Origin of the sequence: Pseudomonas sp. CF161 (assembly GCF_000416215.1) — a bacterium.
GTDB lineage: Bacteria > Pseudomonadota > Gammaproteobacteria > Pseudomonadales > Pseudomonadaceae > Aquipseudomonas.
Window position 1 is genome coordinate 90727 of record NZ_ATLP01000035.1, and the last position, 23785, is coordinate 114511.

General features: G+C 63.5%; 18 protein-coding genes and 1 pseudogene. 6 read left to right on the top strand and 13 right to left on the bottom strand.

Annotated features, from left to right (window positions below; all coding sequences use genetic code 11):
• The first annotated feature begins 55 nt into the window (after positions 1-55).
• The 4 genes and pseudogenes from creB to CF161_RS04580 all read left to right on the top strand — a co-directional run.
• Positions 56-736: a two-component system response regulator CreB gene (gene creB, locus CF161_RS04565; RefSeq protein WP_020295391.1), complete on the top strand. Its 681-nt coding sequence runs from the start codon at positions 56-58 to the stop codon at positions 734-736.
• A complete protein-coding gene (creC, locus tag CF161_RS04570; RefSeq protein WP_020295392.1) occupies positions 736-2157 on the top strand; it encodes a two-component system sensor histidine kinase CreC in 1422 nt (473 codons plus the stop codon). The genes creB and creC overlap by 1 nt, the downstream gene beginning before the upstream one ends.
• 218 nt (positions 2158-2375) lie before the next feature.
• Positions 2376-3755, top strand: a complete 1380-nt coding sequence (gene creD, locus CF161_RS04575) for a cell envelope integrity protein CreD (protein WP_020295393.1) — start codon at positions 2376-2378, stop codon at positions 3753-3755.
• A gap of 233 nt (positions 3756-3988) precedes the next feature.
• Positions 3989-4462, top strand: a pseudogene (locus tag CF161_RS04580) (hypothetical protein); the annotation flags it as partial.
• A gap of 28 nt (positions 4463-4490) precedes the next feature.
• Here the strand turns inward: CF161_RS04580 and CF161_RS04585 are convergent.
• The 8 genes from CF161_RS04585 to CF161_RS04620 all read right to left on the bottom strand — a co-directional run bounded on the left by CF161_RS04585 (position 4491) and on the right by CF161_RS04620 (position 14509).
• On the bottom strand, positions 4491-5798 hold the full coding sequence (locus tag CF161_RS04585; RefSeq protein ID WP_020295395.1) for an MFS transporter: 1308 nt from the start codon (positions 5796-5798) through the stop codon (positions 4491-4493).
• A 377-nt stretch (positions 5799-6175) separates the two neighbouring features.
• Complete coding sequence (locus CF161_RS04590) at positions 6176-6355, bottom strand: hypothetical protein (RefSeq protein ID WP_020295396.1); 180 nt, start codon at positions 6353-6355, stop codon at positions 6176-6178.
• Positions 6352-7482 (bottom strand): PepSY domain-containing protein, encoded by a 1131-nt coding sequence (locus CF161_RS04595; protein ID WP_020295397.1) that lies wholly within the window; start codon positions 7480-7482, stop codon positions 6352-6354. Before CF161_RS04595 ends, CF161_RS04590 begins: the two co-directional genes overlap by 4 nt.
• A 69-nt stretch (positions 7483-7551) precedes the next feature.
• On the bottom strand, positions 7552-10011 hold the full coding sequence (locus CF161_RS04600) for a TonB-dependent siderophore receptor (protein ID WP_020295398.1): 2460 nt from the start codon (positions 10009-10011) through the stop codon (positions 7552-7554).
• Between the two features lie 198 nt (positions 10012-10209).
• Complete coding sequence (locus CF161_RS04605; protein ID WP_020295399.1) at positions 10210-11184, bottom strand: FecR domain-containing protein; 975 nt, start codon at positions 11182-11184, stop codon at positions 10210-10212.
• Positions 11181-11699 carry an RNA polymerase sigma factor gene (locus CF161_RS04610; RefSeq protein WP_020295400.1) on the bottom strand — a complete coding sequence of 173 codons (519 nt, stop codon included), beginning with the start codon at positions 11697-11699 and terminating at the stop codon, positions 11181-11183. The genes CF161_RS04605 and CF161_RS04610 overlap by 4 nt, the downstream gene beginning before the upstream one ends.
• Positions 11700-11870: 171 nt before the next feature.
• On the bottom strand, positions 11871-12578 hold the full coding sequence (locus CF161_RS04615) for a PolC-type DNA polymerase III (RefSeq protein ID WP_020295401.1): 708 nt from the start codon (positions 12576-12578) through the stop codon (positions 11871-11873).
• A complete protein-coding gene (locus CF161_RS04620) occupies positions 12575-14509 on the bottom strand; it encodes a DUF294 nucleotidyltransferase-like domain-containing protein (protein ID WP_020295402.1) in 1935 nt (644 codons plus the stop codon). The genes CF161_RS04615 and CF161_RS04620 overlap by 4 nt, the downstream gene beginning before the upstream one ends.
• Positions 14510-14767: 258 nt before the next feature.
• Between CF161_RS04620 and CF161_RS04625 the strand changes: the two genes are divergently transcribed.
• Positions 14768-15214, top strand: coding sequence for a response regulator (locus CF161_RS04625; protein ID WP_020295403.1), 447 nt, complete (start codon positions 14768-14770; stop codon positions 15212-15214).
• 76 nt (positions 15215-15290) lie between these two features.
• Here CF161_RS04625 and CF161_RS04630 read toward each other — a convergent pair whose 3' ends face one another.
• On the bottom strand, positions 15291-17468 hold the full coding sequence (locus CF161_RS04630) for a malate synthase G (RefSeq protein ID WP_020295404.1): 2178 nt from the start codon (positions 17466-17468) through the stop codon (positions 15291-15293).
• Between the two features lie 501 nt (positions 17469-17969).
• On the opposite strand from CF161_RS04630, the gene CF161_RS04635 reads away from it, so the two are divergent.
• Positions 17970-18488 (top strand): glycine cleavage system protein R, encoded by a 519-nt coding sequence (locus tag CF161_RS04635; protein WP_020295405.1) that lies wholly within the window; start codon positions 17970-17972, stop codon positions 18486-18488.
• A 226-nt stretch (positions 18489-18714) separates the two neighbouring features.
• On the opposite strand, the gene rarD is transcribed toward CF161_RS04635, so the two are convergent.
• From rarD to CF161_RS04655, 4 genes are all read right to left on the bottom strand, one after another.
• Positions 18715-19602, bottom strand: coding sequence for an EamA family transporter RarD (rarD, locus tag CF161_RS04640; RefSeq protein WP_020295406.1), 888 nt, complete (start codon positions 19600-19602; stop codon positions 18715-18717).
• Positions 19603-19824: 222 nt separating this feature from the next.
• The gene (locus tag CF161_RS04645) at positions 19825-20799 is read right to left on the bottom strand and encodes a serine/threonine protein kinase (protein WP_020295407.1); all 975 of its coding nucleotides are present in this window, start codon (positions 20797-20799) and stop codon (positions 19825-19827) included.
• Positions 20800-20924: 125 nt separating this feature from the next.
• The gene (locus CF161_RS04650) at positions 20925-22826 is read right to left on the bottom strand and encodes a PhoX family phosphatase (protein WP_020295408.1); all 1902 of its coding nucleotides are present in this window, start codon (positions 22824-22826) and stop codon (positions 20925-20927) included.
• 174 nt (positions 22827-23000) lie between these two features.
• Positions 23001-23765, bottom strand: a complete 765-nt coding sequence (locus CF161_RS04655) for a TOBE domain-containing protein (RefSeq protein ID WP_020295409.1) — start codon at positions 23763-23765, stop codon at positions 23001-23003.
• Positions 23766-23785: the final 20 nt, after the last annotated feature.

The following is a 23785-nucleotide window of genomic DNA, read 5'->3' on the forward strand; positions in this document are numbered from 1 at the left end:
CGCGGCCTGAGGCATCCGGCACCGTTCGGGCATTCAACTCCTGTGCCCGGACGCCATGGCCCATATCCTGATTGTCGAAGACGAAGCGGCGATAGCCGATACGCTGATTTTCGCCCTGCAAGGCGAAGGTTTCAGCACCACCTGGCTGAGCCTGGGGCAGGCGGCGCTGGAGCATCAGCGGGCGACGCCGGCGGACCTGATCATTCTCGACATCGGCCTGCCTGACATCAGCGGCTTTGAAACCTGCAAGCAACTGCGGCGCTTCAGCGAGGTGCCGGTGATGTTTCTCAGCGCCCGCGACGGTGAAATCGACCGCGTGGTGGGCCTGGAAATCGGCGCCGACGATTACGTGGTCAAGCCGTTCAGCCCGCGCGAGGTGGCGGCGCGGGTCAAGGCGATTCTCAAGCGCATGGGGCCGCGGGCCAGTGCTGAACCGGCTTCGGCGCTGTTTGTGGTGGACGCCGAACGGGTGCAGATCAGCTACCGCACCCAGCCCCTGAGCCTGACCCGCCACGAGTTTCGCCTGTTGCAGTGCCTGCTGGAGCAGCCGGAGCGGGTGTTCAGCCGCGAGCAGTTGCTCGATGCCCTGGGGGTGGCGGCGGACGCTGGTTACGAACGCAGCATCGACAGCCATATCAAGAGCGTGCGCGCCAAATTGCGCCTGGTGGCGGCCACCGCCGAGCCGATCCAGACCCACCGCGGCCTGGGTTACAGCTACAGCCCGAGTCATAGCTGATGTCCCTCGGCATCCGGATCTTCCTGGTCTATGCGCTGTTTATCGGCCTGACCAGCTACTTTGTGCTCAGCACCGTGATGGAGGAAATCCGTCCCGGGGTGCGCCAGTCCACCGAAGAAACCCTGGTGGACACCGCCAACCTGATGGCCGAAATCCTGCGCGATGACTTCAAGGCCGGGACCCTCAATGAAAACCGCTGGCCGCAACTGCTCGAGGCCTACGGCGAGCGGCAGCCGGCGGCCAGTATCTGGGGCCTGCCGAAGAACCAGGTCAACCACCGCATCTATGTCACCGACGACCAGGGCAAGGTGGTGCTGGACTCCAGCGGTGTCGCGGTGGGCCAGGATTATTCGCGCTGGAACGATGTGTACCTGACCTTGCGCGGCCAGTACGGTGCGCGTTCGTCGCGAGCGGTGGCCGATGATCCGAACTCTTCGGTCATGCACGTGGGCGCGCCGATCCGTGACAAGGGCAAGATCATCGGCGTGGTCACCGTGGCCAAGCCCAACAGCTCGTTGCAGCCCTATGTCGACCGCACCGAACGCCGCCTGGTGTGGTACGGCATCGGCCTGATTGCCCTGGGCCTGCTGTTCGGCGCGTTGCTGTCCTGGTGGCTCAGCGCGGCGTTGCGCCGCCTGACCGCCTATGCCCAGGCGGTCAGCGAAGGCCGGCGCGCCGCGTTGCCGCATTACCGTGGTGGTGAGCTGGAGCAACTGGCCACGGCGGTGGAGCACATGCGCACCCAGCTTGAGGGCAAGGCCTACGTCGAACGTTATGTGCACACCCTGACCCACGAGTTGAAAAGCCCGCTGGCGGCGATTCGTGGCGCTGCGGAGTTGCTGCAGGGCGAGATGCCGGTGGAGCAGCAGCAGCGCTTTGTCGGCAACATCGGCAGCGAAAGCGCGCGCATGCAGCAGTTGATCGAGCGCCTGCTGGACCTGGCCCAGGTCGAGCAGCGCCAGGGGCTGGAGGAGCGGGTCGAGGTGCCGTTGGCGGCCCTGATCGACACCTTGCTGCAAAGCCAGAGCGCGCGGATCGAGCGCAAGCAATTGCAGGTCGAACAACGCATCGACCCGAATCTGACCCTGGTCGGCGAGCCGTTCCTGTTGCGCCAGGCCATCGGCAATCTGCTGGAAAACGCCCTGGACTTCACCCCGGCCCAGGGCGTGCTGCGGTTCTTTGCCAAACAACTGGGTGCGCAGGTCGAGTTCAGCCTGTTCAACCAGGCCGAGGCGATTCCGGAGTACGCCCTGGCCCGCCTCTGCGAGCGCTTCTACTCCCTGCCTCGCCCGGACAGTGGGCGCAAAAGCACCGGCCTGGGGTTGAACTTCGTCGAAGAGGTGGTGCAACTGCACGGTGGCCGCATGTCCATCGGCAACGTCCCCGGCGGCGTGCAAGTCACCCTCCATCTCCCCCGATAAAATGCCATTCCCGCAGCCGCTGCCGCCAGGCTGCGCTGTCCCGAAAGGGCGCTGAAGATCGCGCAGGATCAATGCGTTGTCGTTGAGGGCCAGCGCAGCCTCGCGGGCTCGGCAGCGGCTACAGGGGACGGAAATCTCCACACAGTCTCCACATTGCCCTCATAAAGCCCCCATATGGGCGGCCCAGACTCTCTCTCATACGAATCGGGAGAGAATCCATGAACCGCAGCTTGACCGTAAAACTGGGGGCGATTGCCCTGTTGATCCTGCTCCTGCTGATCCCCTTGCTGATGATCAACGGCCTGATCCAGGACCGTCAGCAACTGCGCGACGGCGTACTCGACGAGATCGCCCGCAGCTCCAGTGGCAGCCAACGGGTGACCGGCCCGGTGATGGTGGTCGACTACCGCAGGAAGGTCCGCACCTGGCGGGAAGATGAAAAAACCAAAAAACGCTCTGAATACATTGTCGAGAAACAGGGCCGGTTGTTTTTCCTGCCCGAGCACTTCGAGCTCAACGGCCAGGCGCAGACCGAACTGCGCGCCCGGGGGATCTACGAGGCTCGGCTGTTTCACGCCAACACCCACCTCAGCGGCCAATTTGCCATTCCCGCGCAGTACGGCATCACCGAAGACTTTGCCGATTATCAGTTCGACCGGGCCTTCCTGGCGGTGGGCATCAGCGACATCCGCGGTATTGAAAACGCCCTGAAACTGGAACTCAACGGCCAGACCCTGGACTTTGCCCCGGGCACCTATGTCAGCTGGCTGGACGAGGGCGTGCACGTGATGTTGCCGCCGCTGGACGTGAAGAAACCCACCCAGCTGGATTTCGGTTTCGAACTGCGCCTGCAAGGCACCGGGCAGTTGTCGGTGGTGCCCGTGGGCAAGACCAGCAAGGTGCAGTTGATGGCCAACTGGCCGCACCCAAGCTTTATCGGCAACTACCTGCCGGCCCAGCGTGAAATCACCGAACAGGGTTTTTCCGCCACCTGGCAGACCTCGTTCTTCTCCACCAACCTGCAGCAGGCCCTGGATCGCTGCGTGGCCATGAGCGAGGAGTGCAATGATTTCAACAGCCGCAACTTCGGCGTGAGCTTTATCGACCCGGTGGACCAGTACCTCAAGAGCGATCGGGCGATCAAATACGCGTTGCTGTTTATCGGCCTGACCTTTGCCGGGTTCTTCCTGTTCGAAGTGCTCAAGAGCCTGGCGGTGCACCCGATCCAGTACGCCCTGGTGGGGGTGGCGCTGGCGTTCTTCTACCTGTTGCTGCTGTCGCTGTCGGAGCACCTGGGGTTCACCCTGGCGTACCTGCTGTCGGCCGGCGCCTGCGTGTTGCTGATCGGTTTTTACGTCAGCCATGTGTTGCACAGTTGGCGTCACGGTTGCGCTTTCGCGGTCGGCCTGGCGGCCCTGTATGGCCTGCTCTATGGCTTGCTGAGCGCCGAAGACTACGCACTGTTGATGGGCTCGCTGCTGCTGTTCGGGCTGCTGGGTGTGTTCATGGTGCTGACCCGCAAGCTGGACTGGTATGGCATCGCCCAGACCCGTGCCGCCAAGCCACTGGAGTTCGACCTGGAGACGGTTCATGTGTAGATCATTGGGGTTGCGTGAAGATCAGGCAGAGGGTGAGGCGTTGGCACAGCGCATTGCCGGGTTGTTCCCCCTGGAGCCATTGCCCCCTCTGCAACGGCCGGCGAGTAGCCGCCGCCAGTGGGTGTTGCTGGACGCTGCGGTCGCTGTGACGCGGCCTGCACCACCGGGGCAATCGGCACCGGGGCCGAAGGCTTGAGCGAGTACGCCATCGGTAAACAGCGCTACAGGGCCGGGCGATTGAGCTGTATCGTGCCGGCCGGACACTCTTTCAAACCAGGGAATGCAGGATGCGCAGGTTGTATTTCAAGCACACGGTACTGACGTTGGCCTTGCTGGCGCTGTATGGGCTGGCGGTGGTTATCGCCCTCGACAGCGAGTTTCGGCGCAAGGGTGAGGGGGAACCGGAGTTTGTGGTGATGTTTGCCTATATCGGCTGGATGCTGGTGCTTCCGGCGGCCTTATGGCTGGTGGCGGGTTTTGGCGTGTTTTGCCTCAGGGCACGCAAGGGCGTGAGTGCCAGGCTGCACCGGGCGTTGGCCCTGTGTCACCTGCCGTTGTTGCTACTGAGCGGCTTCACGCTGCTGGTGGCCTCTGGCGCGGTGTCGGAGAACCTGTGGTTTGTGCCGGTGATCCTGATCGACCTGGCCCGCATCGCCTATGTCCTGCGCCGCTTCCCCAAATACCAGCCCGCCACCCAAGCCCTGTAGCCGCTGCTCGGCAGCGGCTACAGAGTGGTCAGAGCGCAGGTTTCAATTGGGCGTCCGGGGTGTTGCTGCTGGCGGGTGAGGCCGGGGTGGGTTTGAGTTCGCGGGCGACGTTCCACACGACCAGGGCGGCGATGATGTCGAAAATCGCCAGCACCACGAACAGTGGGCTGTAGCCGATCTTGGTCACCATCACGCCAAACACCAGGGTGAATGCCGCAGCGCCCAGGTAGCCGAACATCCCGCCCATGCCGGTGGCGGTGGCCACTTCATTCTTGCCGAACGAATCCGAGGTAATGGCATACAGCGCCCCGGACAGGGTCTGGTGGGCGAAGCCGCCGACGCACAGCAGGGCAATCGCGGTGTAGGGGCTGGCCACGAGGCCGATGCAGGCCGGGCCGATCATGCACGAGGCGCCGAAGAACAACACCATCTTGCGCGAGGTGAACAGCGAGACCTTGCAGTAGCGGTGGAAGAACGGGCTCAGGTAGCCCCCCAGCACGCAGCCCAGGTCGGCGGCGAGGAACGGCAGCCAGGCGAACATCGCGATTTCCTTGATGTTCATGTGGCGCTCGGTCATCAGGTACAGCGGGATCCAGGCGTTGAAGGTCTGCCAGGCCGGTTCCGACAACATCCGTGCGCTGGCGATGGCGTAGAAGTTGCGGTTGCCGATGATCTTTTTCCAGCTGCCTTTTTTCGGGTTTGGATCCTTGAAGTGCTCTTCCTGGCCACTGAGGATGTAGTCGCGCTCACGCTCGCTCAGCAGCTTCTGGTCGCGCGGGTGTTTGTACAGCACCAGCCACAGCAAGCTCCAGATGATGCCCATGGCACCGACGATCAGGAACGCCAGCTCCCAGCCACTGTTGAGAATCGCCCAGACCACCAGGGGCGGAGCCAGCAGCGCGCCGATCGACGAACCGATGTTGAACCAGCCGATGGCTACCGAGCGCTCCTTGGCTGGAAACCATTCGGTGGAGGCCTTGACCGCCGCCGGCAGCCCGGCCGCTTCGGTCAGGCCGAGCAAGCCACGAACCACCGCCAGGCCTTGCCAGCCCGAGGCCAGTGCCGCCGCCGCGCAGGCCACGGACCAGGCCACGGCAAATATCGCGAAGCCCAGTTTGGTGCCGATGGCATCGATGATGTAACCGGCCACCGGTTGCATCAGCGCGTAGCAGACCTGCCAGGCAACGACGATGTGCGAGTACTGCTCGGTGGAGATGTTCATCTCGCTCATCAGGGTCGGTGCGGCCACCGACAGGGTATTGCGGGCCAGGTAATTGACCATCAGGCCAGCCGTGACCAGGCCGACCATCCACCAGCGGATGCCTTTGATTTTCATCGCTTCACCATCATTTTCTTGGATTTATGGGTGTTGCCGGTTGGCGGCGCCAAAGGGCGCGCGCAGGGGGCGTCACGGTGGCGAATGGGCGGCGTGCAGCAGGAAACAGGCGGGTCGGGCGAGGGAAGGACGGAGTCGGGTCATGATTGGCTGGACACTCTTTGAATTATTTTTATGGGTCGATAAATTGTTACGTTGTGTGTCGTCGTACAACTGGATTCCGTTATAAGAGCCCTTTAATCGGCTGTCAATGGGGTTTTTATCCTGGGCTGACGAGATGCAAGGGTTTGTGGCGGGGTTGTCGTCGTACAACGAGGGCGGCAAGCGCTCCAGGCGCCACTGCAGGGCGCCTGGAAGCAGAGGGGGGCTGGAGGGGGTTAACGGCGTACGAGCAATCCGCGCAGGGCGATCAGGGCCGGCAGCCCAAGGCCGAGCCAGCTCAGGCTGTCCCAGGCGCCATCGCCCAGCAGGGCGGCGAAGAGTCCGACGGCACTGAGCAGGCCGATCAGCAGCGGGGCACTGAAGACCTTCCAGAAATTGCTCTGCCGGGGCTTCATGGCACCACCTTTTGCGTGCTGTTCAAGGTACGGCTGTTGCGCCGGCGCACGAGCCACAGGTACAGGCCGCTGCCCAGGACGATAATGGTCAGCCCATCCAGCACCGCCCACAGAACCTTCATTGGCATGCCGCCATAGTCGCCAAAGTGCAGCGGCTGGGACATGCCCATGGCGTCCATGTACCACGGCCGTTCGGCCACCGCAGTGACCTGCAGGGTCGCGGCGTCGATCAGCACCGGGGTCAGCAGGTGCGAGGTCAGGTGGCTGCTGCCCTTCATGAACACCGCGTAATGGTGCTCGCTGGAAAAACGCGTGCCGGGGAAGGCGATAAAGTCCGGCCGCATGCCCGGCGCGGCCTGCGCGGCGATATCCAGCAGGCGGCTGGCCGGGGCCAGTTGCGTCAGCGGTGGCGCGTCGCGGTAGGGGGCGATCATCGCGCTCAGGCTGTCGTTGCGCCAGGCGGCGATGATCAGGTCGGCGCAGGCGCTGATCACCCCGGTCACGCCCACCACCAGGGCCCAGGTCAGGGTCACCACGCCGATCAGGTTATGCAGGTCGAGCCAGCGCAGGCGGGTGGATTTGTCGTGGCGCACGCTGGCGAACTTCAGCCGGCGCATGAAGGGCAGGTACAGCACGGTGCCGGAAATGATCGCCAGCACGAACAGCAGGCCCATGAATGCCAGCAGCAGCTTGCCCGGCAGGCCGGCGAACAGGTCCACGTGCAGGCGCAGCATGACCATCATCAGCCCGCCATTGGCCGAGGGCATTGCCACGGCCTCGCCGGTGCGGGCGTCGAGCATAAAGGTGTGGGACGAATTGGGCTCGGTGCCGGCGGTCTTGGCCATGATCGTCACCACGCCGTTGGGATCGTCTTCATCCCAGCCGAAGTACTGCATCACCTCGCCTGGCCGATGGGCCTCGGCGGCGCGCACCAGTTGCTGCAGGTCCAGGTGCGGGGTATCGGCGGGCATTTCCCGCAGCTGCGGCGAGTCGCCCAACAGATGATCGATCTCGTGGTGGAAAATCAGCGGCAGGCCGGTCAGGGCCAGCAGCAGCAAAAATACGGTGCAGACCAGGCTGGTCCAGGTGTGGATAAAGGACCAGCGGCGGATGGTTTGGCTTTTCATGAATCATCCAGATGCAAAAGGGCCACGGCGTGGCCGTGACCCTTGTTGTGATACCGGAAAGCTAGCGGTTTACCACTTGTAGTTGACGCTGGCCATGACGTTGCGGCGATCGCCGTAGTAGCAGTAAGTGCCGTCGCAGGTCGACATGTATTCCTTGTCGAATACGTTGTTGGCATTGAGCGCGATGCTGGCGCCTTTCAGCGAGTTTTGCAGACGGCCCAGGTCGTAGTGCACGGCGGCGTCGTAGACCGTATAGGCATCGGTGTCGCCGTCGGACTTACTGCCGACATAGGGCAGGTTGCCTGCAGGGATGTTATGGGTCTCGCCGATGTAGCGCGCTCCAAAGCCCACGCCGAAGCCGTCCAGCAAGCCGTTATGCCAGGTGTAGTCGGCCCAGATCGAGGCCTGGTTTTCCGGGGTCAGGGGCAATGGACGGTTTTTGTCCTGAGGGTCGCCAACCTTGGTCATTTTGCTGTTGGCGTAGGTGTAGGCCGCCGTGAGCTTGAGGTTCTCGTTGACGTTGCCTACCGCTTCCAGCTCGAAGCCCCGTACCTTGGCTTCGCCCAAGGGCCGGCTTACGCCCAGGGCGTCGGAGAGCACGATGTTCTGCCGCGTCAGGTCGTAGACCGCCGCGGTCAGCAGTATGTCGCTGCCTGGCGGCTGGTATTTGACCCCCAGTTCGTATTGCTTGCCGGTGCTAGGCTCGAAGGCCTGCCCCTTGGAGTTACCGCCGGCTTCGGCCTGGAACGACTCGGCATAGGAGACATAGGGCGTGAAGCCCGAGTCGAAGACGTAACTCAGCGCAGCATTGCCGGTGAACGCGTGGTCGTCGCGCTGATCACGGGGTTCGTTGGCAATGTTGTAGAACTTGCTATCGGTGTGCAGCCAGTCCTGGCGTCCGCCAAGGGTCAGGCGCCAGTTGTCGAGGGCCATCTGGTCCTGGAGGTACAGGCCGGTGCCCTGACGTTTCTGGTTGTAATCGTTGTAGGCGGCGTAGGCGACCTTGCTGAAGTCCTGCCCGTAGATCGGGTTGATGATGTTGCTGGTGGGGGCTTCGCCGTACAGCCATTTGTAGTTGGTGTTGACGCGTTCGTGATCCAGGCCTAGCAACAGCGTGTGTTTGAGTGCGCCGGTATTGAAGTCGGCCTGGACGTTGTTATCCACGGCGAACTGGCTGATGTCTTCGTTGACGATGTTGGCACCGCGCCGAACCGTACCGTCGGCACTGACCGCCAGATCCGGTTTGTTCGGCCAATAGAAGCCACCGGCCGTGATGCCCTGGAAGGACAGGTCGCTTTTGGTGTAACGCAGGTTCTGCCGGAACTGCCAGACATCGTTCAGGCGATGTTCAAAGGCGTAGCCCAGGGCGTAGTAGGTCTTGTCGTAGTACTCCCAGCTCGGGTCGCCCAGGTTCTTGTGGTATTTCACCTCGCCTGCCGGGCTGTACAGCTTGGTGCCTTGCAGGGGCAGGAACTGGCTGGTGATCCCGGTATCGTCGCGGTTGAACTGGCTCAGGAATGTCAGTTTGGTGTCGTCGTCGATGTTCCAGGTCAGGCTGGGGGCAATGTTGTAGCGCTTGTCCTGGTTGTGCTCGATGGCGGTGTTGCTGTCGCGTACCACGCCGCTGACGCGGTACAGGAAGCGGCCGTCATCATCGATCGGACCGGTGCTGTCAAAGCTGATCTGCTTGCGCTGGTAGCTGCCGATTTGCAGCTGGACTTCATGGCCGGCCGTGTCCTGCGGGCGCCGGCTGACCATATCCAGCAAGCCGCCGGGTGGGGTTTGACCGTACACCGAGGATGCCGGGCCGCGCAGCAGCGCCACACGCTCAAGGTCCCAGGTTTCCAGTTTGGGCATGGTGTAGGTGCCCTTGGGCAGCGGCAAGCCATCGAGGAACTGGGTGGGCTCGAAGCCACGGACCTTCAGCCATTCGGCGCGGCTGTCGCTGCCATAGCTGCTGGCAGTGACGCCCGGCATGTAGCGCACGGCATCGTCGAGGTTCTGCACGGCCCGATCCTGCATCTGATCGCGGGTGGCGACAGAGATCGAACGGGGCACTTCTCGCAGCTCGGTATCGGTTTTGGTGCCCGCGGCGGTGCGCTTGGCGGCGTAACCATCCACAGGTCCCCAAGCCGTTTCAGCGACCTCCTGACCGGTAATACTGGTTTCCGGCAACGCCACCACGCCCTCCGGGATCGGCGCCAGGCTGTAGGTGCCGGCGCCGCTTTGCTCCAGTTGCAGACCGGTGCCGCGCAGGGCTTCGCGCAGGGCACCGGGGGCGTCGAACGGGCCCTTGACCGGGGCCGAGGTTTTGCCGGCGGCCAGGGACGGGTTCAGGCTCAGGGCCAGGCCGGCCTGGCTGGCGATCTGATTCAGGGTGCTGGCCAGGGACGCGGCCGGCAGGTTGTAGGTGCGCACGCTGGACGCCTGCTCGGCGGCCAACAACGCAGTGCTGGCCAGCGGGGTGCAGAGGGCAATGGCCACGGCCAACAGGCTGGGGCGCAACAAGGTGTCTAGCGAGCGGGACATACGGCGGCTCCTGAATGGAAATAGTTCGCAATTGCCTATGTGCCGGACGAGATGCAAAAAGTGATAGGGCTGATTGTAAATAATTTTTATTCAGCTAAAGGCGAGCGCTCAGCGCGCCCCTTGTGCCTGGCCAGCGCCTGCGTGGTAGAGGGGCGGTGCGGGCCTACCGGACATGGCCGTAATGCCGACCGCCGAGGTTCAGGGCTTGGCGTCGGCCTTGGCCGCCACCGTCACCCACCAGGCCGTATGCCGTTCGATCTGCACTGGCAGGGTCGGCAATAGCGCGGTCAGCGCCAGGTCGGTGTTGTGCAGCGGGAAGCTGCCGGTAATACGCAGGTCGGCGACGTCCGGGGTCACGCCCAGGTGGCCGCGGCGGTAGCGACTGAGTTCGCCGATCAGGTCTTCGAGCCGTGCGTTGTCCACCACCAGCATGCCGCGGGTCCAGGCGTCGGCGCCGACACTCAAGGCCTGGAGCGGGCCGAGCCCGTCACGGCGCATCAGTACCTGCTGGCCTTCCTTGAGGATCTGCTCGTCGGGGCTCGACTCCGGACGTGCGGCGACGGCGGACTGCAACACGCTCAGGCGGGTGCCCTGGTCCTCGCGCTTGACCAGGAACCGCGTGCCCAGGGCGCGCATGTGCCCGTCAGCGGTTTCGACAATGAACGGGCGGGCGTCGCCGTGGCCGGTTTCGATCAGGATCTCGCCTTCCTGCAACACGATGCGCCGTTGCTTGTCGTCAAAGCGCACATCCAGGGCACTGTGGGTATTGAGGTTGATCACGGTGCCGTCGCTCAGGTGCAGGGTGCGCTGCTCGCCGGTGGCCGTGCGCTGGTCGGCCAGCCAATAGTTGAGCGGCAGGTAACGTTCCCCGGCGAACAGCGCCAGGCCGATCATCAGCGCGACGCTGGCCAGGCCACTGCCGAGCTTGCGCACGCGCCGGCGGATGCTTTCGCGCGATTGCAGCAAGGCCACCCGGGCCGGGCCCGAGGCCACGCTGAAACGCTGGTCGAGCATGCCCAACTGGCGCCAGGCCCGGGCATGTTCTTCATGGGCGGCGTGCCATTTGGCGAACTCCTCGCGCTCCACGGCGTTGCCGGAATCGAGCGACAACTGCCAGGCAATCGCCGCGTCCAGCACCTGGGACGAAACCGGCTTGGAGCTGATGGGGTTCATACCGGCTCACCGTACAGCGCGATGTAGCACTGGCGGATGCCCTGGGCCAGGTACTGGCGCACCCGGGGCACCGAGACGGCGAGGCGCTCGGCAATCTGGGCGTGGCTCAGGCCATCCAGGCGGTTATAGAGGAACGCGGCGCGGGCCTTGCTCGACAGCTTGCCGAGCAGGCGGTCGATGGCCTTGAGGTCTTCGAGGATCATTTGCTGTTCTTCCGGCGAGGGGTGCTCGGCTTCCGGGATCAGCATCAATTCGGTGAGGTAAGCCTGTTCCAGGGCGGCACGGCGGAAGTAGTCGAACAGCAGGCCCTTGGCGATGGCGACGAGAAAGGCCCGTGGCTCGCGCGGCGTGTTCAGCTCGTCGCGGCCCAGCAGGCGGACGAAGGTGTCCTGGCTCAGGTCTTCGGCCCGTTGCGGACAGGCCACGTTGCGTCGCAGCCAAGCCAGCAGCCAGCCGCGATGGTCGCGGTATAACGCGCCAACGAGCTCATTGTGGGGGCTTTGGGCGGACGACAACGGGCATCACCAATCGAGAAGTTTAAACTAACGAGAATTATTCGCGATTGTCGCAGGGGCGCAACGGCCGCGCAATGGGCGCCTGTCGGGTAGAACCCGTGGGCGCCGTGGGTAGCCGCTGCCGAGCCTGCGAGGCTGCGCTGGCCCTGGCCGGCACCGAAGATGGGCCGGTTAGAAAGAAGGCGCCTGCTGCCGGCGCTTCCACTGGTTGAGGCGCTGTTGCAGGTTCAGCGGGCTGTGGATCTGCTGCTGACGGGCCCGGCTGAACAGAATCAGCGCCAGTTCGGCGGTGGCCAGGGCGTCGGCGGCAGCGTGGTGGCGTTCGCCCACTTGCAGCTTGAACCAGTCGATCCAGTCATCCAGCCCGGCTTCGCGGATATTGGCTTGAGGGCACAGCAGCGGTGCCAGTTCGGCGACATCCATAAAGCTGTGTTGCAGGCGATAACCCAGGCTGTCTTTCAGCGCCCGACCGAGCATGTGCTGGTCAAAGGGCGCGTGGAAGGCCAGCACCGGGCTGTCGCCGACAAACTCCATAAAGTCCAGCAACGCCTGGGCCGGGTCGCAACCGGCGGCAATCGCGCTCGGTCCCAGGCCGTGGATCAGCACGCTGGGGCTGAGCTTGTGGTCGACCCGCAGCAAGGTGCGTTCGAACTGCTGGCTGAAGTCGATGGCGCCGTCCTCGATCACCACCGCGCCGATCGACAGCACCTGGTCGCGATTGAGGTTCAGGCCGCTGGTTTCCAGGTCCAGCACCACCCAGCGCTGTTGCCGCAGGCTGCATTCGCCCAATGGCGCCGGGGCCGGCAGGCGGTCGCGGCGCTGTTGTTGTTCGGCGGTGAGGCTGGCGCTGGCGGGGCGCAGCCAGGCGAACAGGCTCATAGCTGATACCGCAGGGCCAGGCTGCTTTGCAGGCGCTGGGCCTGGCGCAGGGATTCACGCAGGATGCGCCGGTCCAGGTGGTTGAGGCGGTCCGGGTCGACGCGGTTGGAGTAGGGCAGGTTCTCGCGGGTTTGCAGCTGGTGCTGTTGCATGCGGGTCTGCTGGATAAAGTGGTAGGCCTCTTCATAGGCCGCGCCGTCCAGGGGCTCGATCACCTCCCTGGCCACCAGTTGGCGCAGGCGCTCCAGGGTGTTGTTGGCGCTGATGCCGTTGGCCAGGGCCAGCAGGCGAGCGCCGTCGACGAAGGGGGTCAGGCCCTGGACCTTGAGGTCGAGGGTGGCTTTTTCGCCGTTCTTTTTCGCCAGCACAAATTCGCGGAAGCGCCCCACGGGCGGGCGCTGGCGCAAGGCGTTTTCCGCCAGCATGCGCTGGAACAACCGGTTGTCGGCCACCTGGTCGAGGATGCCGCGTCGCAGTTGCTCGCAGCCTTGTTCATCGCCCCAGACCACCCGCAGGTCGAAGTAGATGCTGGAGGCCAGCAGGTTTTCCGGGGTGGCTTCGCGGATAAAGGCGGCAAAACGCCGGGCCCATTCGGCGCGAGACAGGCACAGCTCGGGGTTGCCAGCCATGATATTGCCCTTGCACAGGGTAAAGCCGCACTGCGCCAGGCTCTGGTTGATCTGCTGCGCCAGGGGCAGCAGCTTGCCGCGGATCTCGGCCGCATGGGCCGCGTCGCGGGCGTCGAACAGAATGCCGTTGTCTTGGTCGGTGTGCAGGGTCTGCTCGCGGCGGCCTTCGCTGCCGAAACACAGCCAACTGAAGGGCACGCCGGGATCGCCGCGGTCGGCCAGGGTCAGCTCGATCACCCGGCACACGGTGTGGTCGTTAAGCAGGGTGATGATGTGAGTGATCTGGGTCGAGGACGCGCCGTGGGCCAGCATGCGCTCCACCAGTTGCCCGATCTCGCCGCGCAGCGCCACCAGGTTTTCGACCCGGGGGGCATTGCGGATGGTGCGCGCCAGGTGCACCAGGTCGACCCGTTGCAGGGAAAACAGGTCACGCTCGGAGACCACGCCGCACAGGCGCTGGTCCTTGACCAGGCAGACATGAGCGATATGGCGCTCGGTCATGGCGATGGCCGCGTCGAAGGCGCTGTGGTCCGGCGTCAGGTAGAACGGGCCGTGGGTCATGTGCCGTTCGATCGGCTGGGTGAAATCATCGGTGCCGTCGGCCACCACCTGGCGCAGGTCGCGCAGGGTAAAAATGCCGATCGGCGCCTTGTGCTCATCCACCACCACGATGCTGCCGACCTGTTGCTCGTGCATCAGGGTCACGGCTTCGCGCAGGGGGGTGGCGGTGCTGCAGGTCACGGGATGACGCATGGCCAGCTCGCCCAGGCGGGTGTTGAGCGAGTATTGGGTGCCGAGGGTCTCCACGGCTTTTTGCTGGACCTGCTGGTTGACCTGGTCCAGCAGGCTGCTGACCCCGCGCAAGGCGAAGTCGCGAAACACCGAGGACAGGGCAAACAACTTGATAAAGGCCGGCTTGTTCAGTTGCAGGCAGAAGGTGTCTTCGGCCGCCAGGTGTTCGGTACGCGTGGCCCGTTCGCCCAGCAGGGCGGCCAGCGGGAAGCATTCGCCGGTGGTGATCTCGAAGGTGGTCTCGGTGCCGCCCTTGGCCGTGTGCGGACGTTCGCCGACCACTCGACCCTGCTTGACGATATAGAAGTGTTCCACCGGCCCGTCGGCGGGCTTGATGATGCTTTCGTCAGGCCCGTAGAAGCGCAGTTGGCATTGTTCTACCAGGTAGGCCAGGTGGGCGTTTTCCATCTGGTTGAACGGCGGGAACCGTTGCAGGAACTGCATGGTGCCGTGGATGTTCTGCAACACCGCGGTTTTCCCTGCCTGGGTGAAGGCATCCGCTTTACTCATAACTATTACCGCAGTCTTTTTGGATTTGTTGTGGTCGGATCAACAGCCATGGTCGGCCCCTGTGCCCGGGGTGCCCATTGGACGTAAGTCTAGGTAGGGCTTCAATCGTGGGTATTTGCTCTAAGCCCGGGGTCGTTAGTGCAAAAAAAGTGCTCAACAGACCTCTTGGAAAAATTTCCGACGAAGTGCACATTGAAGGCCTGCTTAGCGATGTCTGACCACTGTGCTAGGGGATTGACTTGAACATGTAGGAAACCTATGTCCGACCACGATATTTTGAGTGACGCCGAGCGCGAGGCGCTAAGCGCAGTCATGCTGGAGCCCGACCTGCCGCCACAGCGCGTGTTGATTGCCGATGACGACAAAGATGCGCGCGAGTTGCTTTCGGAAATCCTCGGACTGGATGGCATCCGTTGCATCACCGCTGCCAGCGGCAAAGCGGCACTGGAGCTGTTGAACTCGAATAAATCCATCGGACTGCTGATCACCGACCTGCGCATGGCGCCTTGCAATGGCCTGGAGCTGATCCGCCAGGTGCGTGAATCGGAACGGGCGGCATTGCCGATCATCATCGTTTCCGGCGACGCCGACGTACGCGACGCCATTGCGGCCATGCATTTGAGCGTGGTCGACTTCCTGCTCAAACCCATCGACACCGACAAGCTGCTGAGCCTGGTCAAGCACGAACTGGGCGTGGTCCCCTAGACGCCGCCGCCCACGTTGCAAAAAAAAAGCCCCGATCCAGTGATCGGGGCTTTTTCATTGGGCTAGCGCCGGGTTGTTACAGGCCGTTCTTGGCCTTGAACTCGCGACGACGACGGTGCAGCACTGGCTCGGTGTAGCCGTTTGGCTGCTTGGTGCCTTCGATCACCAGTTCGACCGCCGCCTGGAAGGCGATGTTGCTGTCGAAGTCTGGCGCCAGAGGGCGGTACAGCGCGTCGCCGGCGTTCTGCCGGTCAACCACCGGAGCCATGCGCTTGAGGCTTTCCAGCACCTGGGCCTCGGTGACCACGCCGTGGCGCAGCCAGTTGGCGATGTGCTGGCTGGAAATGCGCAGGGTCGCGCGGTCTTCCATCAGGCCTACGTCGTTGATGTCCGGCACTTTGGAGCAGCCCACGCCCTGGTCGATCCAGCGCACCACGTAACCGAGGATGCCCTGGGCGTTGTTGTCCAGTTCGTTGCGGATTTCCTGCTCGGACCAGTTGGTGTTGCTGGCCAGGGGGATGGTCAGGATGTCGTCCACCGAAGCGCGAGGACGCTTGGCCAGCTCGGCCTGGCGGGCGAATACGTCGACCTTGTGGTAGTGCAGGGCATGCAGCGCCGCCGCGGTGGGCGATGGCACCCAGGCGGTGTTGGCACCGGCCAGCGGATGGGCGATTTTCTGTTCGAGCATCGCGGCCATCAGGTCGGGCATGGCCCACATGCCTTTGCCGATCTGCGCACGACCTTGCAGGCCGGTGCTCAGGCCGATATCGACGTTCCAGTTTTCGTAGGCGCCGATCCATTTTGCGGCCTTCATCTCGGCCTTGCGCACCACGGCGCCGGCTTCCATGGAGGTGTGGATTTCGTCGCCGGTACGGTCGAGGAAGCCGGTGTTGATGAACACCACGCGCTCGCTGGCCGCCTGGATGCAGGCCTTGAGGTTGACCGTGGTGCGGCGCTCCTCGTCCATGATCCCGACTTTCAGGGTGTTGCGTGGCAGCTTCAGCACGTCTTCGATGCGGCCGAACAGCTCGTTGGTGAATGCGGCTTCTTCCGGCCCGTGCATCTTCGGTTTGACGATGTAGACCGATCCGGTGCGGCTGTTGCTGCGCGAGGTATTGCCGTTCAGGTTGTGCACCGCTGCCAGGCTGGTGAGCAGGCCGTCGAGGATGCCTTCCGGGACTTCGTTGCCGTGCTTGTCGAGGATCGCGTCAATGGTCATCAAGTGACCCACGTTGCGCACGAACAGCAGGGAGCGACCGTGCAGCTTCAGGGTCGAGCCGTCGACGGCGGTGTACTCGCGGTCGGCGTTCATGGTGCGGGTGAAGGACTGGCCGCCCTTGGCCACTTCTTCCGCCAGGTCGCCTTTCATCAGGCCGAGCCAGTTGCGGTAGATCACCACCTTATCGTCGGCGTCGACGGCTGCTACCGAGTCTTCGCAGTCCATGATGGTGGTCAGTGCAGCTTCCATCAGTACGTCTTTGACGCCGGCGGCGTCGGTCTGGCCGACGGGGCTGGTGGCGTCGATCTGGATTTCGAAGTGCAGGCCGTTGTGTTTGAGCAGGATCGCGGTCGGTGCCGCAGCGTCGCCGTGGTAGCCGATCAACTGGGCGTCGTCGCGCAGGCCGCTGTTGCTGCCGCCCTTGAGGCCGACCACCAGCTTGCCGCCAACGATCTTGTAGCTTGTGGCGTCGACATGGGAACCCGCGCTCAGCGGTGCGGATTCATCGAGGAAGGCACGGGCGAAGGCGATGACCTTGTCGCCACGGACCTTGTTGTAGCCTTTGCCCTTTTGCGCGCCGTCGGCTTCGCTGATGGCGTCGGTGCCATACAGCGCGTCGTACAGCGAGCCCCAACGGGCGTTGGAGGCGTTGAGGGCAAAGCGGGCGTTCATGACCGGAACCACCAGCTGCGGACCGGCCATGCGGGCGATCTCGTCATCGACGTTTTGCGTCGTGGCCTGGAAGTCCGCTGCTTCTGGCAGCAGGTAACCGATGTCTTGCAGGAAGGCCTTGTAGGCCACAGCGTCGTGGGATTGACCGGCACGGGATTGGTGCCAGGCATCGATACGCGCTTGGAAATCGTCGCGTTTGGCGAGTAGGGCTTGGTTTTTCGGGGCCAGGTCATGGATGACCTGGTCGGCGCCGGCCCAGAACGAGTCGGCGGTGAGGCCGGTACCGGGAATGGCTTCGTTGTTCACGAAGTCGAACAGGACTTTGGCGACCTGCAGGCCACCCACTTGAACGTGTTCAGTCATTGCTTGCCTCACTCTGCTCAGCTATTTCGCTTTTCAGCTCTTCAAATTGACAATGAAGCCCTGGCATTTAAACCACAAACCCCTCTACCAGTACATGCCATCGCGGGCGGCTGGCTGCTTCCAATCAACGGCGGAGCCTTGCTGACGGGGCTTTTGAGGGTTGCGACTGGGCCTTGGCAGACATCGATCCAACGTTATGTAGTGCGCGCTGCGGCATACTACATGATCAATTGCGCTTGTGAAAATTAGACTAAATACGTCGTTCCGCGACTAAAGTTGCTTCTTTGGTCACGCAAGTGCCGGTCATGTTCTCAAAAAGCGCACGGATTGTTCCATATAAATTCAAATAGTTGTACACGATTTGTGTCTTCGCGCCGGGTCCCCGGCTGCCAGCGCCCCTCCCAAGCGGTCTTCAGCGGATTTAACCGGCCGCAGGTGGGCCGCCGAGGCTTGCCTATACTTGCGCTTCTATAACAAAAGTCATGATCAGAGGACTGCGCCATGGACCACCTCGTACTCACCGTATTCGCCCCGGACAAGCCCGGACAGGTCGAGCGCATTGCCCAGTGCATCGCCGAGCACGGGGGTAACTGGCTGGAGAGCCGCATGTCGCGCATGGCGGGGCAGTTTGCCGGGATCCTGCGCGTCGGGGTGCCGGCCGAAGCCTATGACGAACTGGTGGACGCGCTCCAGGGCCTGTCGAGCCATGGGATTCGCGTACTGATCGCTGAAAGCGGTATCGAGCAGTCCTGCACCTGGAAGCCGATCGCCATGGAGCTGGTGGGCAACGACCGGCCGGGTATCGTGCGCGACATCACCCGGCTGCTCAGCGAGCAGGGGGTCAACCTGGAACGGTTGGTGACCGAAGTGCGCCCGGCGCCCATGAGCAGCGAGCCGTTGTTTCATGCCGAGGCGATCCTGGCGGTGCCCCTGACCTTGTCCCTGGATGTGCTGCAGGCGCGCCTGGAAACCCTGGCCGATGACCTGATGGTCGAATTGGTGCTGCGCAGCGAGACCTGAGCCGGGCCCCGCCGGTTATCCAAGTTTAAGGTGCATGCGCCTGTGGATAACCTGTAGAGACAGGTCTCCAGCCCAGAGGGGCCGGGGCTCTCCAAGGTTTGATCAAAAAATCATCAGTTTTCAAGGGCTTGTGCACAAACGCCGGGGATCACGCTGTGGATAACCTTGGGAAGGATGCTTGCAGGCCACGTGAGCCGTGGCCTGCAAGTTGTTGTTCGTTTTTTGATCAGCTGCGACGACGCAAACTCAACCAGGCATCCACGCTGTACACCGCCAGGCCCGCCCAGATAAACATGAACGCCACCAGCGTGCTGGAGGACAGGTGTTCATCGAACAACAGCACCGCCTGCAACAGCACCAGGGTCGGTGCCAGGTACTGCAAGAAGCCCAGGGTGGTGTAAGGCAAATGCCGCGCAGCCGCGTTGAAACACACCAGCGGCACCAGGGTGACCGGGCCTGCGGCCACCAGCCACCAGGCTTCGGAGCTGCTCCAGAACTCGAGCTGGGCGCTGCTCGCCGTCGGGTTGAACAGCAGCCAGGCCACCGCAATCGGCACCAGCATCCAGGTTTCCACCACCAGCCCGGGCAATGCCTTGACCGGTGCCTGCTTGCGGATCAGCCCGTAGAAACCAAAGGTCAGTGCCAGCACCAGCGACACCCAGGGCAGGCTGCCTACCTGCCACACCTGTTGCGCCACGCCCACCGCCGCCAGCAGTACGGCCAGCCACTGCAGGCGTCGCAGACGCTCGCCGAGAATCAACATGCCCAGCAGCACATTCACCAGGGGGTTGATGTAGTAGCCCAGGCTGGCCTCCAGCATCCGGCCGTTGTTCACCGACCAGACGTACGTCAGCCAGTTGGCGGCGATCAAGGTGCCGCTCAAGGCCAGGATAGCCAGGCGTTTCGGGTTCTCCCGCAGCTCGCGCCACCAGCCGGGGTGTTTCCAGACCATCAGCAACAAAGCGCCGAACAACGCCGACCACAGCACCCGGTGAATAATGATTTCAACCGCGGGCACGCTGGCGATGGCTTTGAAGTAGAGGGGGAACAGGCCCCAGATGATGTAGGCACTCAGACCCAGAATGTACCCGTGACGCGGGTTGGCGGCTTGCATGCAGAATCCTTGCTTAGGCAGCTAACAAAGCGACGATTGTAAGGAGATTTGTCTGAAACTGTCGTGAGACTTTGTTAACAGTCGTGCGCTGGGGTGCCAGGTGCCAGGTGCCAGGTGCATGGGCGGTGTTGGTGAGGGGTGGCGTCCGAACGCAGCCCGCGCCTGCGGCAATGGCTGGTAGCAGTCCCGACCCTGGGCGAGGGCCGGGGGTGCAACGGCGGTTTAGAACAGTTTCAGCGGTTCTTCATTGAGTGCCGACAGCTGCTCGCGCAGGGCCAGGACCTGGTCGCCCCAATAGCGTTCGGTGCCGAACCACGGAAAACTGTGGGGGAATGCCGGATCGTCCCAGCGCCGTGCGAGCCAGGCGCTGTAGTGCATCAGACGCAGGGCGCGCAGGGCTTCGATCAGGGCCAGTTCCCGTGGGTCGAAATCGTGGAATTCGCTGTAGCCATCCATCAATTCCGACAGCTGCCCGAGACATTCCTGACGATCACCCGCGAGCATCATCCACAGGTCTTGCACGGCGGGCCCCATGCGGCAGTCGTCGAGGTCGACGATATGGAACATCTCGTCACGGCACATCATGTTGCCGGGGTGGCAATCGCCGTGCATGCGGATGTTGGTGTGCGGCGTGGCCTTGTACACCTCTTCCACGCGCTTGAGCAGATCCCGCGCCACTGACTCATAGGCGGGCAGCAGGCCCTTGGGTATGAAATTGCCTTCAAGCAGGGTGGTCAGGGAGTCGTGGCCGAAGTTTTTCACCCCCAGCGCTTCACGGTGCTCGAACGGCTTGGTGGCGCCGACCGCGTGCAAACGACCGAGCAACTGGCCCAGTCGATAGAGCTGGTCGAGGTTGCCCGGCTCCGGGGCCCGGCCGCCACGGCGCGGGAACAGGGTAAAGCGAAAGCCCGCGTGCTCGAACAGGCTGGCGCCGTTGTGGATCATCGGCGCCACCACCGGTACGTCGCACTCGGCGAGTTCGAAGGTGAAGCGGTGTTCTTCCAGGATGGCTTCGTTGGTCCAGCGCTGGGGACGGTAGAACTTGGCGATCAGCGGTTCGCCGTCTTCGATGCCGACCTGGTACACGCGATTTTCATAGCTATTGAGCGCCAAAACGCGGGCGTCGCTGAGAAAACCGATGCTTTCTACGGCGTCGAGAACCAGATCCGGGGTCAGTGTTTCAAACGGGTGGGACATGCTCACTCCTGCGCGCAGCAGGCTGCCGCGTAAGGCCACGCATGGTAGCGCACACCGGCCCGGATAGGTGGCGGCTTTAGGCTTGGCCGGGATGTCTCGGTGGGTGACATCCCGGCCTGGGCCGATCAGGTGCCGACGATCCCGCCGTCTTCACGGCGGATAGCCATGACCGAAGAGCGCGGCTTGCCGTTGGGCAGGTGTTCGGGGAACGTCGAGCCGCCGTTTTCGCCTGGGTGCTGGATCCCGACAAACAGGGTTTTCTGATCGGGCGAGAAGCTGATGCCGGTGACTTCGCAGCCTACCGGGCCGACCATGAAGCGGCGGATCTCGCCACTGGCCGGGTCCGCGCAGAGCATCTGATTGTTGCCCATGCCGGCGAAGTCGCCGCTGTTGCTGACATCGCCATCGGTCAGGATCCACAGACGCCCGGCCTGGTCGAACCCCAGGCCGTCGGGGCTGTTGAACATGTTCTGAGGGGTGATGTTCGATGAGCCGCCCTTGGCTTGCCCCGCGTGCACCGAAGGGTTGCCGGCGACCACGAACAAGTCCCAGGCAAAGCTCATGGCACCATGGTCATCGCGGTCGGTGCGCCAGCGCAGGATCTGCCCATAGACGTTTTTCTCCCGCGGGTTGGGGCCGCCCACCGGCTGGCCGTCTTCGCCGCGTTTGACGTTGTTGGTCAAGGTGCAATAGACCTGGCCATCCTTGGGGCTGACCACTATCCATTCCGGGCGGTCCATGCGCGTGGCCTTGACCACGCTGGCGGCCAGGCGGGCGTGGATCAGTACCTGGCCCTGGTCGGCAAAGCCGCTGGCGGCATCGAGCCCGTTCTTGCCGTGACTCAGCTCGATCCATTGGCCCTGGCCCTTGGGATGATCGGGGTCGCTGTCGCCGCCATCGAAGCGCGCCACGTACAGCGTGCCGTGGTCCAGCAGGTCGCGGTTGGCCTTGGGGTTGCGGTGGTCGATCTTGTCGCGGCTGATGAATTTGTAGATGAACTCACCGCGTTCGTCATCGCCCATGTAGACCACGGCGCGACCATCAGCGGTTTCGGCCAGGGCCGCGTTCTCGTGCTTGAAACGGCCCAGGGCGGTGCGTTTGACCGGGGTCGATTGCGGGTCGAACGGGTCGATTTCCACGACCCAGCCATGGCGGTTGAGTTCGTTGGGGTTGTGCGCCAGGTCGAAGCGCGGGTCGTGGGGGTGCCAGTTGATCTCTTTGCTGGCGGCCACCGCGCCGTAGCGTTTTTGCGCGGCATCGAACGTCTGTTCGGCGTTGCTGCTGCCAAAGCAGTCGGTGAAGTTCTCTTCGCAGGTCAGGTAGGTGCCCCACGGGGTTTTGCCGTTGGCGCAGTTCTGGAAGGTGCCGAGGACGAGCTTGCCCTTGGTGTCGGCGGCGGTCTGCAACAGTTCATGACCGGCGGCGGGACCGCTCAGGCGGATCGGCGTGTTGCCGTGGATGCGTCGGTTGTAGCGCGAGCCCTGGACGAACTGCCATTGGCCGTTCTTGCGTTGCACTTCGATCACCGACACGCCTTCGCTGGCTTGGGCCTTGTGCACCTCGGCGGCCGATTGCGGCATGCCGCCGTGGGCGTAGAGGTAGCGATAGTTGGTGTATTCGTTGTTGATCGCCATCAGCGCGCGCTGGTCGTCGCCGGGGAAGGCGAACAGGCTCATGCCGTCGTTGTTGTCGCCGAACTGCAGTTCCTGGGCCTGGGCGCTGCCGTTACCCGTGGGGTCGAAGGCTGGGCCGTTTTTGTGCAGCGGCTGACCCCAACTGATCAGCACCGACGCCGTGTAGCCCGGCGGCAGGCTGAGGCGGTCAGCAGTGGCTGCGGCGATGCCGGTAAAACCCAGCAACGGGCTGGAGCCGACGCTGACGCTGGCCGCCAGTGCACTGCGGCTCAGCAGGCTGCCCCCCAGGAACATCGCCGCGCCGCACAGCGCACCGGCACCGATGAAACCACGGCGGCTGAGGCCGACAATTTGCTCCAGGTCCGTGGGTTGGTCTTCTTCTAATAGGCTCATGTCAGGCTTCCTGCGATTTTTGCAGACACCTTAATCAGCGCTGATGACAAAAATGTTGCAGCCATGTGTCCCACCCGTAGCCGCTGCCGAAGGCTGCGCTGGCCGGTTCGGGCGCCGGGTTATTCCGGTTGAAATGCTTTTTTTGCGGGGGCCAGCGCAGCCTGGCGGCTGCGGCTACAGAGGGGTGCCGAGGAGGACGTTGGAGGGGGAGAAGTGCACCTGGACCGCTTGGTTCACCACGAGGCCCTGGGCCTTGAGTTGCGAGGACTCGACCAGGGCGCACAGGGTCGGGCCGTTGGGCAGGCTGATCCGCACTTCCCAGGGGCCGTCTTCGGCGTCGAGGATCTGTTCGATGCTGCCGATCAGGCCATTGTGCCCGGCGGTAATGGGCTGGCCGAGCGCTTGCAGCTCCAGCCAGCCGGCCTTGATCAGCGCCACCACTTCGGTGTCGGGCAGCAGTTCCAGGCGCTGGGTGCTGTCGTGGGTGATCTGCGCCTGGATCACCAGGCCTGGGGCCAGTTCCAGGCTGATCAGGTCATTGCGACCGTGCCCCTCGATCGCCACCACCTTACCGTGCAGCTGGTTGCGCGCGCTGGTACGCAGCATCAGGCGGCCCAGCAGGTCGAGGTCGCTGGCGTCCTCGGCGGCTTCCAGCACCTGGGCCTGCAAGGCTTGCAGGCGCAGGTACAGGCGCAACACCCGTTCACCTTCCGCCGAGAGCTTGGCGCCACCCCCGCCCTTGCCGCCGACGCTGCGTTCCACCAGGGGCTTTTGCGCCAGGTTATTCAACTCATCGATGGCGTCCCAGGCGGCCTTGTAGCTGAGCCCGGCGCTTTTTGCCGCGCGGGTGATCGAGCCTTGTTCGGCGATGTGCTGCAACAGGGCGATGCGTTGCGGGCGGCGGACGATGTGCTGGGTCAACAACGTGGGCAAGGACATGGCAGGGCACTGTGAACGCT